The 14,041-nt window shown below is 62.5% G+C and carries 10 protein-coding genes; all 10 read left to right on the top strand.

Translation table 11 applies throughout. The features are described 5' to 3' along the window. Nucleotides 1-92: 92 nt before the first annotated feature. The 10 genes from AC0L3H_RS30755 to AC0L3H_RS30710 all read left to right on the top strand — a co-directional run bounded on the left by AC0L3H_RS30755 (nucleotide 93) and on the right by AC0L3H_RS30710 (nucleotide 13,906). Entirely contained in the window at nucleotides 93-2,582 is a 2,490-nt protein-coding gene (locus tag AC0L3H_RS30755) for a mechanosensitive ion channel domain-containing protein (protein ID WP_473587973.1), read from the top strand. Between the two features lie 186 nt (nucleotides 2,583-2,768). Beyond that, a complete protein-coding gene (locus tag AC0L3H_RS30750) occupies nucleotides 2,769-3,032 on the top strand; it encodes a hypothetical protein (RefSeq protein ID WP_091594431.1) in 264 nt (87 codons plus the stop codon). 260 nt (nucleotides 3,033-3,292) lie between these two features. Then, entirely contained in the window at nucleotides 3,293-4,726 is a 1,434-nt protein-coding gene (locus AC0L3H_RS30745; protein WP_473587972.1) for a UbiA family prenyltransferase, read from the top strand. A gap of 2 nt (nucleotides 4,727-4,728) precedes the next feature. Continuing rightward, nucleotides 4,729-6,081, top strand: a complete 1,353-nt coding sequence (locus AC0L3H_RS30740) for an FAD-binding oxidoreductase (RefSeq protein ID WP_473587971.1) — start codon at nucleotides 4,729-4,731, stop codon at nucleotides 6,079-6,081. A gap of 119 nt (nucleotides 6,082-6,200) precedes the next feature. Further along, entirely contained in the window at nucleotides 6,201-6,677 is a 477-nt protein-coding gene (locus tag AC0L3H_RS30735; protein ID WP_473587970.1) for an EamA family transporter, read from the top strand. Continuing rightward, nucleotides 6,674-7,681, top strand: coding sequence for an NAD-dependent epimerase/dehydratase family protein (locus tag AC0L3H_RS30730; RefSeq protein ID WP_473587969.1), 1,008 nt, complete (start codon nucleotides 6,674-6,676; stop codon nucleotides 7,679-7,681). Before AC0L3H_RS30735 ends, AC0L3H_RS30730 begins: the two co-directional genes overlap by 4 nt. Before the next feature lie 23 nt (nucleotides 7,682-7,704). Then, nucleotides 7,705-9,177 (top strand): aspartate aminotransferase family protein, encoded by a 1,473-nt coding sequence (locus AC0L3H_RS30725; protein WP_473587968.1) that lies wholly within the window; start codon nucleotides 7,705-7,707, stop codon nucleotides 9,175-9,177. Between the two features lie 21 nt (nucleotides 9,178-9,198). Next, complete coding sequence (locus AC0L3H_RS30720; RefSeq protein WP_473587967.1) at nucleotides 9,199-10,434, top strand: hypothetical protein; 1,236 nt, start codon at nucleotides 9,199-9,201, stop codon at nucleotides 10,432-10,434. After that, complete coding sequence (locus tag AC0L3H_RS30715; RefSeq protein WP_473587966.1) at nucleotides 10,431-11,189, top strand: FkbM family methyltransferase; 759 nt, start codon at nucleotides 10,431-10,433, stop codon at nucleotides 11,187-11,189. The genes AC0L3H_RS30720 and AC0L3H_RS30715 overlap by 4 nt, the downstream gene beginning before the upstream one ends. Before the next feature lie 155 nt (nucleotides 11,190-11,344). Beyond that, complete coding sequence (locus AC0L3H_RS30710; RefSeq protein ID WP_473587965.1) at nucleotides 11,345-13,906, top strand: GcvT family protein; 2,562 nt, start codon at nucleotides 11,345-11,347, stop codon at nucleotides 13,904-13,906. Nucleotides 13,907-14,041 lie beyond the last annotated feature (135 nt).

Here is a 14,041-nt window from a genome sequence, read left to right as displayed (position 1 = left end):
GGGCAGGGCGGGACGGCTTGCTCCCCGGTATCAGCGTCTTTATCAAGGGCAAGCTTTAGAACGCCTTACCGCCTGTGAGTCGCCAAACGATCATGCTTTTCCGACTGCTCCGCTTCGTACTGGTCCTGGCGACCGTCGCCTCGGCGCCGCTGTCGATTGATGCGGCGGCGCAGGGGCTTGACCAGGCTGCCTCCGGAGTGGTCGCCGACCAGCAGAAAATCCTGCAGGACCTGACGACGAGGACCGACAATCTCGAAAAGAAAATCCAGGAGGACGGTGACGACGACGCCCGCCTTGTCGACATCCGCCTGCAGCTCGAGGAAATGTCGCGAGGTGCGCTGGACAGCGCGCTTGCCTTCCGCCCGCGCCTTTCGGAGATCAACGCAAGGCTCGATCAGCTCGGGGCGCCGCCGGCCGCGGGCCAGCCGCCCGAACCCGACATCGTGACCAGCGAACGCCAGGCGCTGGCGTCCGAAAAGGCCGAGATCAATGCTGTCATCGCCGCGGCGCAAAACCTGTCGATCCGCATCAGCGGCCTCATCGCCAAGATCGCCAATATGCGCAGCGAGCTGTTTCGCAATCTGCTCACCAAGCGCTACGTGCTGTCCGACGCTTTGAGCCCTGAGGTCATTTCCGATGCCAATGGGGAATTTACCGGCTTCAACAAGGCAGTGTCGTCGTGGCTGAGCTTCGTCTTCAAGTTCAAGTTCCAGGCCGTGCTGGCCGCGACCTTGACGGCGCTTTCCCTGGCGGCGGTGCTTTTTGTCGGTGGGCGGCGTTTGTTCGGGCGTGTCTTCGAAGCGGACCCTTCGGTCGAAGATCCGTCCTATCTCAGCCGGTTGTCGGTGGCGTTCTGGTCGACATTGCTGCCGACGCTGGCGGTCGGCGTCTTCCTGGTCTCGACCGTGTTCTTTTTCAACTACTACAATGTGTTGCGCGGCGACATTGGCGTTTTCCTGAATGCGCTGGTCGGGGTCATCGCGGTGGTGTTCTGCGTCAACCGACTGGCCAATGCGACGCTGGAGCCGCGGCTGCCGAACTGGCGGCTCATCCCCGTTGAATCCGGCCCGGCACGCTGGCTGGTGCGGCTGACGACCGCCACGGCGGTGGTGATCGGCGTCAACTATTTCCTGTCGGTCGTCAACGACACGATGGGCTCACCGCTGTCGCTGACCATCGCCAGAAGTTTTGTCGCCACCATCATCGTCGGCATCATCCTGATCCTGATGGCGCTGCTGAAGCCCTTCAAGGCCACCGACGGAAGCTGGCGCCCCTGGCCGGCGTGGCTGCGCTACACGGCAGTCGCGATCGGCCTTTTCACCATTGCCACGGCGCTGCTCGGCTATATCGGCCTTGCCATCTTCGTCTCGCTGCAGGTCGTGGTCACCGGTACCATTCTGGTGACCGCCTATATCGGCTTCCTGTCAGCGCGGGCGATCAGCGAGGAAGGTGGCTTTGCCAACACGTCGATCGGGCGCTGGCTATCGACCAATTCCAGTTATGAGGAGTCCGCGCTCGACCAGCTCGGCCTGGTCGTCAGCGTCGCCATCAACCTGATGATCGTGCTGGTGTTCCTGCCGCTGATCCTGTTGATGTGGGGCTTCCAGCCCGGGGACATCGAGGCCTGGGCCTACAAGCTGGCGACGGGCCTCACCGTCGGCTCGGTGACGATCTCGGTGACCGGCATCCTCACCGGCATCGTCGTCTTCATCATCGGCTATTTCCTGACGCGCTGGTTCCAGGGCTGGCTCGACGGCTCGGTGATGGCGCGCGGCAAGGTCGATACCGGCGTGCGCAACTCGATCCGGCTGGCGGTCGGCTATGCCGGCGTCGCGCTCGCAGCCCTCGTCGGCGTCTCGGCGGCGGGCATCGATCTCTCCAACCTGGCGCTTGTCGCCGGCGCCTTGTCGCTCGGTATCGGCTTTGGCCTGCAGAATGTCGTGTCCAACTTCGTCTCCGGCCTGATCCTCTTGGCCGAGCGGCCGTTCAAGGTCGGCGACTGGATCGTCGCCGGTGAGATCAGCGGCACGGTCAAGAAGATCAGCGTGCGCGCTACCGAGATCGAGACGTTCCAGCGGCAGTCGGTGATCCTGCCCAATTCAAACCTGATCAACAATGCGGTCGGCAACTGGACGCACCGCAACAAGCTCGGTCGCATCGACATCAAGGTCGGCGTCGCCTACGGCAGCGACGTCAAGCAGGCCCATGCTGTGCTGTTGGAGATTGCGCGCGGCCATCCGCTGGTGCTGAAAAATCCGGAACCCTTCGTGCTGTTCACTAATTTCGGGGCGGCCGCTCTCGAATTCGAAATCCGTGTGTTCCTGGCCGACGTGATGAACGGCAACATCGTGCAGAACGACATTCGTTTTGCCGTCCTCGATATGTTCGCCGATCAGCATATCGAAATTCCGTCGGCGCCGCGCGCCGTCGTCGAGACCAAGACGCATGAGGCGTGGCCGATCGATGACGACAAGATCGAGGTCGATTTCGCCGAACAGGAGCAAGCGAAGGCGGAAGCCGTCGCCGAGACGAAACGCCTGGCCAGATCCGGGCGCAAGACCCGCAAGCCGGATCCCGATTAGGGTTTATTGATATTCAGCCGGCCTGCGAACGGCCGATACCTGCGCTTCCGGTACGCAGCCAAAGCAATTGCGGCATGAATGCGGCATTCAGTTGCCGTTCAGCTGGCATCTCATATAAGCTCACATGCAAACGGCGGGAATGCCTTGCGAAATGCAACAGAGGCGGTGGCAACACCGATACTGCAAATGTGGAAGTCTCTCGTCGCCGCCATCGCTTTTCTTGCCGTGGGCGGTTCAGCCCTTGCCGCCAGCGCCACCAACAAGGACGCCGAGACCCGCACACTCGTCGTGACCGAAGGCGGTGGCAAGACGGAGCTGGCGCTGGCCGCCGGCGAAACCGCTGAATTCTGCCCGACCGGCTGTTTCGTTACCATGCCGAATGGCGACCTCGAAGCGCTGACCGGTTCGGAAACAATCGAAATCTCTGGCGGCGTCGCCCGCATCAAGTAACCGCGTCAAAAAACGTTGACTAGTTTTTAGAAGGCCGGGCAAATGCCCGGCCTTTGATCGTTTCGGGTTATCGAAACTTAACGATGAAAAGGAAAATACCGTCACGCAAGCCAGGCCGGGCTGGGCGTTTTAACGATCGCTGCGCTGTTCCCCGCTATATCGGGCCGAAGACGCCGAAGCATGGGGTTTTGGATCGGCGCCTGATCCTTTCCGAAAGGTCGGCTTTCGGGATCATGCGCTTTTAGGCAGGGCAACGAAGAATGGATGCGCGGTCGGACAGGAACGCAATCCCGCTTGCGGTCGATCTCGACGGCACGCTGATCGCGACGGACCTGTTGTGGGAAGGCCTGTTCATCCTTCTCAAGAAGAATCCGCTCTATATTTTCCTGGTGCCGTTCTGGCTCGCCGGCGGGCCGGCGCGGTTGAAGCAGGCTATCGCTCAACGCATCGACATCGATCCTGTGTCGCTGCCCTACCGCGAGGCGCTGCTTCAGCGCCTTCGCACCGAACATGGCGAAGGCCGCCAGATCGTGCTGGCGACCGGGACGCCGCGCAAATTCGCCGAGGCGATCGCCGCACATCTCGGGATATTCGATCGCGTCCTGGCGACTGACGGCCCCCACAACATGACGTCAGGCAGAAAGCGCGCCTCGCTTGTCGCCGCCTATGGCGATGGCGGCTTCGACTATGCCGGCAACAGTCGGCACGATCTTAAGGTATTCGACGCCGCGCGCACGGCAATCGTCGTCGCGCCCGACCGCCATGCCGCGCGCTGGCAGGCCGCGCACAGTGCCGAAATCATGCCGGCGCCGAAGCCGACATTCAGAACCATCGTCAAGATGCTGCGCGTTCATCAGTGGCTGAAAAACTCGCTGATCGCAGTGCCGATGGTGCTGTCGCACGAATACTTCAACGCCGACATGATCTGGGAATGCCTGCTGGCATTCGTCTCGTTCAGCGCAGTCGCTTCCGCCATCTACATCCTCAATGATTTCTTCGATCTCGCGCTCGATCGCAAACACCCGACCAAGCGCAACCGGCCATTCGCCAGCGGCGCGCTGTCGATCCCGTTCGGCCTCGGTTCAATGATGGTGCTGCTCGCAACAGGCGTTGCTGCAGGGCTTCTGCTGCCGATCGAATTCCTCGGCGTGCTCGGTGGCTACATGGTCATCACCACCGGCTATTCGCTGTCGTTCAAGCGCATGCTTCTGATCGACGTGCTGACATTGGCCGGTCTCTACACGATCCGCGTTCTGGCGGGCGCCGCGGCAACCGGCGTCGACGTCTCTTTCTGGCTGCTGGCCTTCTCGATCTTCTTTTTCCTGTCGCTGGCGCTGGTGAAGCGGTTTGTCGAGCTGCGCACGACCGCCATTCCGGCCGGCGAGCGCATTGCCGGCCGCGGCTACCGCACCGAAGACCAGGAGATCGTCGCCCAGGCGGGCATGGCGTCGGCCTTTTCCTCGGCGCTGGTGCTGGCGCTCTATATGGACAGCGCTGCGGTGCGCGAACTTTATCCGCATCCTTGGCTGGTCTGGCCGCTGGCGCCGATCGTACTTTACCTGACCATGCGCGTCTGGATTCTCGCCCGCCGCGACCAGATGCATGACGATCCGGTCGTCTTCATCATCCGCGACTGGCGCAGCCAGATCGTCGTGCTCATCGGCGCTGTGTTCCTGGTCGTCGGAGGCTGGTAGGCGTGGGGCAGGAGCGGTTCCAGAGCTTCGGTCTTGCCACGCCACCGGCACTCGATGTGATCCCGGCGGACGACGCTGTAGCGTTGCTGAAGAGCGGCAAGGCGACAAGAAACGCTTTGCTCGCCTACGGCAACGGCCGCTCCTATGGCGATTCCTGCCAGAATGGGGCCGGCACGATCATCGATATGCGGCCGCTGAACAGGATCCGCGCCTTCGATGCCGAGACCGGCGTGATCGAGGCCGAGGCCGGCGTGCTTCTGTCCGACATCATCGCCCATGCAGCGCCATACGGCTTCTTTCCCGCCGTCGTTCCGGGCACGCAGTTCGTCACGCTCGGCGGCGCCATCGCCAACGACGTTCACGGCAAGAACCATCACCGGCGCGGCACCTTCGGCTGCCACGTCGAATCCTTGACGCTGCTCAGATCGGACGGACAGGCCCATTACAGCTCGGCCACCGAGAATGAACGCCAGTTCGCGGCGACGATCGGCGGCATGGGGCTGACTGGCCTGATACTGTCCGCATCGATCCGGCTGATGCGGGTGTCATCGCTCGACATCATCGAGAAGGTGACGCCGTTCCGTGACCTCGGCGAATTCTTCGAACTTGCAGGCGCGGCCGATCAGGCTAACGAATACGTCGTCGCGTGGATCGACCAGCTTGCCGGCGGCCACAGTCGCGGCCGCGGGCTGCTGTTCACCGGCAATCACGCCGAGCATGGCTCCCATGTGGCCTTGCGGGCCGGTGCAAATCTTTCGGTGCCGTTCCAGCCGCCGTTCAACGTGCTCAACCGGCCGTTCCTGACTGCCTTCAATGCCCTCTACCGGTGGAAGAAAGGCCGGTCGACGGCGCCGCGCCAGATCGGCTACCAGGGTTTCTTCTTTCCGCTCGACGGCGTCGGCAACTGGAACCGCCTCTATGGACCGAATGGGCTTTTCCAGCACCAGAGCGTGATGCTGGAAGACGTCGCGCGCCGAGTGGTGCCGGCGTTGCTTGCGGCGGCAAAACGTGCCGGGCAGGGCTCGTTCCTCACAGTCCTGAAGCGCTTCGGCGGGGTCCGCTCGCCGGCACTGCTATCGTTCCCGCGGCCGGGTTTCACGTTGACGCTGGATTTCCCCAACCGTGGCAGGGCGACGCTGGCGCTGCTGAAGGAGCTCGACCAAATCACGGTCGAGGCCGGTGGTGCGGTCAATCCCTACAAGGATGCCCGCATGGGCGACGACGTTTTCGCAGCCTCCTTTCCGGAATGGCAACGCCTCGAAGCGATCCGCGATCCCGCCTTCATGTCGAGTTTCTGGGCGCGAACGGCGAAAAGGCTCGAGGCGCGACACGGAGCCGCCGAAGCCGCGGAATAGATAACATTCGAATAGTTCGTGGTAAACAGATCGATAATTCAAGCTTTCCTCGAACTTTTTCGTGCTTCACGAAATGTTTGGAAGTTTTCAGTAGAACGAAAAAGGTTGATGGGAAAAACATGAAATACATCGTCTCAATTCTGTTCACGGTCATGACCAACGCCGCCGCGCAACTCATGCTGAAGCAGGGCATGATGTCACTCGGTCCGATTTCCTTCGAGGGCAGCAATCCGTTGCTGAAGCTGTTGCAGGTCGTCTTCAGCCCATGGGTTTTCTTCGGCCTGTGCACCTTCGTCGTCTCGATGGCGGCGCACATCTATGTGCTGTCCAAGGTAGAGCTCAGCTTCGCCTATCCGTTCCTCAGCCTCGCCTATGTCGCCGTTGCGATCTTCGCCTATTTCATCTTCCGCGAAGACCTCAATGGCTGGCGTATCGCCGGCATCGCTTTCATCTGCGTCGGCACGGTGCTGATCGCCCAAAGTGGCAGGGATCTGGGTGGCCGGGATTTGGATAGCCGGGATTTGGGTGGTCGCGGGCATGACGAGGAAACGGCCTCCTTTTCGTCCGACAAGATTCAAAGTGGGATCGTTCGATGAGACATGTGATCTTCGGCGGCGACGGTTTCGTCGGCCGCCACCTTGCCCCGAAACTCCTGGCCGATGGCGAGGAGGTGGTCGTCGCAGATATCGCCAAAAGCGACCTGCCGCATTACCGCTCGGTCCGCTATGTCAGCTGCGACGTCACCGATCCGGCCTCGGTCGCTTCGGTTGGGCTGAAGGCCGACGACATGGTCTACAATCTGTCGGCGAAAATGCTGTCGCCGATCCAGGTGCGCGCCAGGCGCCACGAATTCTTCTTCCCGGTGAATTTCCACGGCACCGAGCACATCATGCAGGCGATGGACAGAGCCGGCGCGCCCAAACTCGTCCATTACACGACCGACATGATCTACGGCCACACGGTCACGCAGCCGATGACCGAGGAGCACCCGGTCGCGCCGCTCGGCGAATATGGCTGGTCGAAGCAGAAGACCGAGGAACTGGCCGTCGAATGGCGCAAGCGCGGCATGTCGATCTCGCTGTTTCGGCCGCGCCTGATCATCGGTCCCGGCCGCCTTGGCATCCTCGAAAAGCTGTTCAAGCTGATCGACTGGAACCTTCCGGTGCCGACGATCGGCTCGGGCAAGAACCCGTATCAGTTCATCTCGGTGTTCGACTGCGCCGAGGCGGCGCGCGCTGCGTGGAAGGCCGGCGTGCCTGATGAGGCTTATAATCTCGGCTCGCTCAACCCGCCGCCGGTCCGGAAATTGCTCGGCGACCTGATCAGGCATGCCGGCTCGAAATCGATCCTGATCCCGACCCCGGGCTGGGCAGTCAAGCGAACGCTCGACCTGCTCGACCTCTTGAACATGCCGATCATGGATCCGGAGCAGTATCTGATCGCCGACGAGGACTGCGTGCTCGACGTGTCCAAGGCCGAACGCCAGCTCGGCTGGGTGCCGCAATATCGCGACGAGGACATGCTGATCGCTGCCTACAGCGAATATCGCGCCAAGAAAGACGGCCATGCTGTCGCCGCCAACCATGTGCCCGCCGAGTGAAGGGCCAGCAGGAGACTCTTGAGATGACCGTCATGACCAAGTCAGACCACACGACTGCGCGCGCCACGATCAGCGCGCGGGCGCTTTCGCCCGCCACCACCGCCAAGCCCGATCTGATCAGCGTCGAGCAGGCCAAGGCGATGGACGTCGCGCGCATGACCGACCTGTTCAAGGCGCATCTCAACCCCGGCCAGCTGCATTTCATGAAACTGCTCGGCTTCCACAAGATCAAGATCGAGCGCGCCGAAGGCATGTTCTACATCGACCAGAACGGCCGCAAGATCCTCGATTTCTTCGGCGGCTTCGGCTCGCTGGCTTTTGGCCACAATCATCCGCGCCTCCTCGAGGCGCGCAAAAAGTTCCAGGAGGAGAAGCGGCAGGAGATCGCCATCGCCTTCATGTCGCAATACGCGGCGGCGCTGGCGCACAACCTCGCCAAATGCTCGCCCGGCGACCTCGACATGGTGTTTCTGGGCTCTTCCGGCTCCGAAGCCATGGAGGCGGCGGTGAAGCTCGCCGAGCGCGCCGCCGGCCCGAAGCGGCCGAAAATCGTCTATGCCGAGAATTCCTTCCACGGCAAGACCAAGGGCGTGCTGGCGATCACCGACGGCTCGCTCTATCGCGCCGACTTCAAGATGGCCGACAATGTCATGCGCATTCCGTTCGGCGACGTCGAAGCGGTCGAGCGCACGTTCCGCTCCGATCCCGAGGTCGGCGTCATCGTGCTCGAAACCATCCAGGGCGGCGGCGGCATCATCCAGGCGCCTGCCGAATACTGGCAGAAGCTGCGTGCGCTATGCGACCAATACGGTGTTCTGTGGGTCGCCGACGAGGTGCAGTGCGGCTATGGCCGCTCCGGCCGCTTCTATGCCTTCGAGCACTACGGCGTCGTTCCGGACGTGACGGCGCTGGCAAAGTCGCTCGGTGGCGGCAAGGCGGCGGTCGGCGCGATGATCGCCAGGCGCGAGGTCTATTTGAAGGCCTATGGCACGCCGAAGACGGCGATGATCCACGCCATGGCCACCTTCGGCGGCATGGGCGAGGCCTGCGTCACCTCGATTGAGGCGCTCAACGTGCTTTACGACGAGGGGCTGATCGACAACGCCGCGGTCACCGGCGACTATCTGCTGCAACGTCTGCAGACGTTGCGGGAAAAATATCCGAAGATCATCAAGGAGGTCCGCGGCAAAGGCCTTATGGTCGGGCTGGAATTCCACGACTTTTCGCAGACCTTGCCGATGGTGCTGCGGCCTGTGGTCAGCGTGCTTGACGACAAGCTGAAGGGATCCTTGTCCGGTTTTGTTGGTGCTTTGCTGCTGCGTGACTACGACGCGCTCGTTGCCTTCACCGAATACAACCGCAACGTCATCCGTCTCGAACCGCCGCTGATCTGCCAGCGCGAACATGTCGACCGCTTCGTCGAGGCGCTCGACAGCCTGTTGTCGCGCGGCATCGTGTCGATCGTGAAGGATTTCGTCAAAAGCCAGGTTCGTTAGCCAGGTGCCCCGAGCGAGACCATGCTGAGCAAGTCTCCGGCTCCGACAAACCTGCTCGACCGGCTGACCAAGGCCGGTCTGGCATGGGGCGAGGGCACCTATGCGCGTCTTGCCGCACCGATCGGGGCGGCTGCCTTCGCGCTCTACATCCTGCTGACCGCGGCGACGGCATGGTTCATGCCTGACGCCAATTGGGACATGCTGCCCTACCTTGCGATCGCCGAGGAGGGCACCTATCGCGATGTGCAGGCGCTGCACGACTATGCCTATGGCACGGTCAGGGACGGGGTGAAGGCGGGCGACTACAAGGCACTGACCGATGATGGCGGCGGCTTCCGCAGTCATATGGCCGGGAACGCCGCCGATTTCCATTCGCTGCTCGGCATGTACCGGATCAAGTTCCTTTACGCCGAGATCCTGTCGACGATGAGCTCGGCGATGTCGCCGATCGCGGCGATGCGGCTGCTGCAGGTGTTCTCGGTGCTGCTGTTCGGCGCGATCGCGCTGCTCTGGCTGCGCTCAGAGGGCGCGCTGGCGCTGGCGCCGGTTCTCGGCGCGGTGCTGATGATGGCCGATTTCGGCGACGCGGCGCGGGCGTTGACGCCTGACCTGCTGTGCTCAGCGCTGTTCCTCGGCGGGCTCTTTGCCTATCGGCGCGGTCGTGAAGTGGCCACCGCGATCCTGCTCTTCCTCGCTTTCATGGCTCGGCCCGACAATATTGTTTTCCTTGCTATTTTTGCCGTGCTGCTGTTGGTCTTCCGGCAGAAGGCGTGGGGCGCGCTGGCCGGCTTTGCCGCCTCGCTCGTCGCCTATTTCGCCATCTCGCACTGGGCGCAGCATCCCGGCTGGTGGCCGCATCTGTGGTTCTCCTCGATCAAGCAGCACTACAATATGGCCGGCTTCGATCCGCCGTTCTCGGCTGTCGCCTACCTCCGGGCTTTTGCCGCCTCCCTGATCCGTGCCGTCAGCCTGAACAACTGGGTCGGCGTCTCGGTGATGGCGCTGGCGGGGTGGTATGCCTCAAGCCGTGCCGGCTTCAAGCTCGACCGCCGCGCCGGCATTTTGTTTGCGGCATTGGTGCTCGGCGTATTGGCCAAATTCACGGTCTTCCCGATCCACGACACCCGCATCTATTTTCCCAATCTGATCCCGCCGTTCCTGCTGCTCGCCGGGCCATTCATGGCGTTGTGGGCATCAGCGAGCACCAAAGGGCGCGGCGCCGCGCCATTGCACGTCATTCCTGGAGACAAGTCATGAGTTCCGTTTCCAGCCTGGCGCGCATCGCGCTGTCGCTCGGCCTCCCCGCTGGCATCCTCGATCGCGGGCCGTCGATGCGCGGTACGAAGTTCCTGGCGAAGGCCGCGCTGAAGGCGCGCTTCAGTGGGGCAAAAGGGCGGTTCCAGATGGTCAATGTCGGCGCCTGCGATGGCGTGTTGTTCGACGATGTGACGCCGTGGCTGCACCGCATCCCGCACGCTCGCGCCGTACTGATCGAGCCGATCCCGCACAACCAGAAGCGGTTGCGCGCCAACTATACCGATACGGGCCGCTTCATCATCGAGCCGGTCGCAGTGACGAAGAGCAAGGGAACGATCACGGTCCACACCTTCGATGCCGCCGCACTCGAGGCCGGCACGCTGCCGATCGAGTTCATCGGCTGCTCGTCGGTGACCGACACCAATCTGATGTCGGGCAAGAATGCCTGGGGCCAGGCCGATGCCAACTTCAACAAATTCGCGCCGCACCTCAGGGATATCGAAGTGCCGTCGGAGACATTGCAGACGCTGCTCGACCGCAACGGCATCACCCATATCGACGTCTTCCTTGTCGATTGCGAAGGCGCCGACTGGATCGTCTTCGAGCAGCTCGACCTCGAGCGCTACCGTCCTGGCATGATCAAGGTCGAGGTTGGTGCGTTGCCGGCGGCCGAGATCGGCCAGGTCGTGGTCAAGTTGAAGACCGCCGGCTACCAGGTCGGCTTCCAGGCCGAGGACATCTGGGCCTTCGCCTGAGGGGTAGCCCCGGCTCCGAAAGCAGCTGATCTTTCGGGTCGCGTCGCATCTGCAGCGTGTCGCAAACAGGCGGTAGCATGGCGGCTGGCGCCTGCATATTGTGCGCCGATCAAACGGGCGCCGGTGCCCGCTTTACCACTTTGGAGTCGCGGGCAATGGCAGGGTTTCCGGAAAAGGCGAAGGTCGTCATCGTCGGGCTGGGCGGGATTGTCGGCGCATCGATCGCCCATCACCTGATCGAGCGCGGATGGGACGACATCGTCGGCATCGACAAGTCAGGGATTCCGACCGATATCGGCTCGACAGCGCACGCCTCCGACTTCTGCTACACCACCAGCCATGATTTCCTGTCCTGCTGGACGACGCTCTACTCCATCGATTTTTACGAAAAGATGGGTCACTACGCCCGTATCGGCGGCCTCGAGGTTGCCCGCGTCGGCGACGACGATCGCATGGCGGAGATCAAGCGCAAGATCGCCTCGGCAAAGGCTTTCGGCACGCGTGCCCGCCTGATCGAGCCGGCCGAGATCAAGCAGAGATTCCCGCTGATCGAAGAAGAGATGGTGCAGGGCGGCCTGTGGGATCCAGATGCCGGTCTTGTCATCCCGCGCTCGCAAACGGTCGCCGGCAAGCTGGTCGACCAGGCGGAAGCCTCCGGAAAACTCAAATCCTTCGCCAACACGCCGGCCAGGTCGCTCGTCGTGGAGAACGGTCGCATCAAGGGCGTGGTGACCGATCGCGGCACCATCGAAGCCGACTACGTGATCGTTTGCGCCGGTATCTGGGGCCGGCTGATCGCGGAAATGGTGGGCGAGGACCTGCCGGTCATGCCGATCGACCATCCGCTCACCTTCTTCGGGCCCTATACCGAGTTCGCCGGCACCGGCAAAGAGATCGGCTGGCCGCTGCTGCGCGACCAGGGCAACTCGGCTTACATGCGCGACACCGGCGATCCCAAGACCGCCGAAGGCGGGCAGATCGAGTGGGGCTACTACGAAGAGACCAATCCGCGTCTTTGCCATCCGCGCGACCTTCTGGAGAAGGACCAGGCCCGCCTTTCGCCCTCGCAGCGCGACCTCGACATGGAACAGATCCTGGCGCCGCTCGAGCGCGCCATGGAACTGACGCCGATCCTGGGCGAACTGGGCTACAATGAGAGCCATTCCTTCAACGGGCTTCTGCAGGTGACGGCAGACGGCGGCCCCTCCATGGGCGAGAGCCAGAATGTGCGGGGCCTCTGGTATGCCGTCGCGATCTGGGTCAAGGACGGCCCCGGCATGGGCAAGCTCATCGCCGACTGGATGACGGACGGCCGGACGTCGATCGACCACCACGCCATCGACTATTCGCGCTTCTATCCGCACCAGACGCAAGAGCAGTTCATCTGGGACCGCTGCACCGAAACGGCGATGAAGGTCTACAATCCGGCCGTCCATCCGCGCGAGCCCTTCTCCAAGGCTCGCGACGTGCGCCGCTCGCCCTTCTGGGAGCGCGAGAAGGAACTCGGCGGCTATTTCATGGAACTCGGCGGCTGGGAGCGCGCCCACGGCTATGCCGCCAACGAGCACCTGCTCGAGAAATACGGCAACCGCGTGCCGGTGCGCGAAAACGAGTGGGACAACCGCCATTTCTGGCGCGTCTCCAATGCCGAGCATCTCGCCATGAGCGAGGATTGCGGCATCGTCAACCTGTCGCATTTCGCGATGTACGACGTGGAAGGCCCGGATCATGTCGCGCTGATGGAGTGGCTGTGCGCGGCCAAGATCGGCGGCGATGCTAACATCGGCAAAGGCATCTATACCCATTTTCTCGACGACGAGGGCATGGTGCGCGCCGACCTGACCGTCATCCGCATGGCCGACCGCTGCCGCGTCATCGACGGCGCAGATGCCGGCCCGCGCGACTTCCACTACATGCGGCGGACGGCAGAAGACAAAGGGTTCGATGTCGCCATCACCGACATGACCGAAAAATACGTGACCGTCGGTATCTGGGGTCCGAACGCGCGCTCGACCTTGCAGAAGGTCGTCGAGGACCCGGATGGCCTGACGCCGGAGAACTTTGCCTTTGCCGCAATCAAGCCTGTCAGGATCGCCGGCAAGGACGTGACCGCTTTTCGCATCTCCTATGTCGGCGAGCAGGGCTGGGAACTGCATATGCGATACGAAGACGGCCTGGCCGTATGGGATGCTTTGCGTTCGACCGGCGTGATGGCTTTTGGCGTCGAGACCTATGCCAACAGCCGCCGCATGGAGAAGAGCCTGCGCCTGCAGAATGCGGATCTTTTGACCGAGTACAATCTGCTGGAGGCCGATCTTGCCCGCCCAAAGGTCAAGGAGGCCGATTTCAGCGGCAAGGCAAAGCATCTGGACTATCGCGCCCGCGCGCATCAGCCGGCCATGCTCTGCACACTTGTCATGACGGATAATTTCGATTCCAACGGCGTGGCCCGCTATCCCGTCGGCACGCTGCCGGTGATGGACCCGCAGACGGGTGAAACGCTGGTCGACGAACTCGGCCGCCGATCCTTTACGACCTCGGTCGCCTACGGCCCGACCATCGGCAAGAACATTGCGCTCGCCTATCTGCCGTGGACGTATTGCCAGGAGGGCCGCAAGCTGGATGTCGAATATTTCGGCGAGACATACCCGGTCGAAGTGGCCGCCGTCGGCTACAGGCCGCTCTACGACCCGGAGAACCTCAAGCCACGAAGCTGAGCCTCCCACAATAGAGGTGAGGGGCGGACTCGCAAAAATGTGAATGCAAGGACTTAAGGCGCGTCACGTTTTGTGGGGTCATGCGCCGCGCCTTAAGTTCTCGTTTTTATGCAAGTCGTGACCCAGGGCATGCTT

Source organism: Mesorhizobium sp. WSM4816, assembly GCF_055811535.1.
This window is presented reverse-complemented; position numbering and strand designations above follow the sequence as displayed.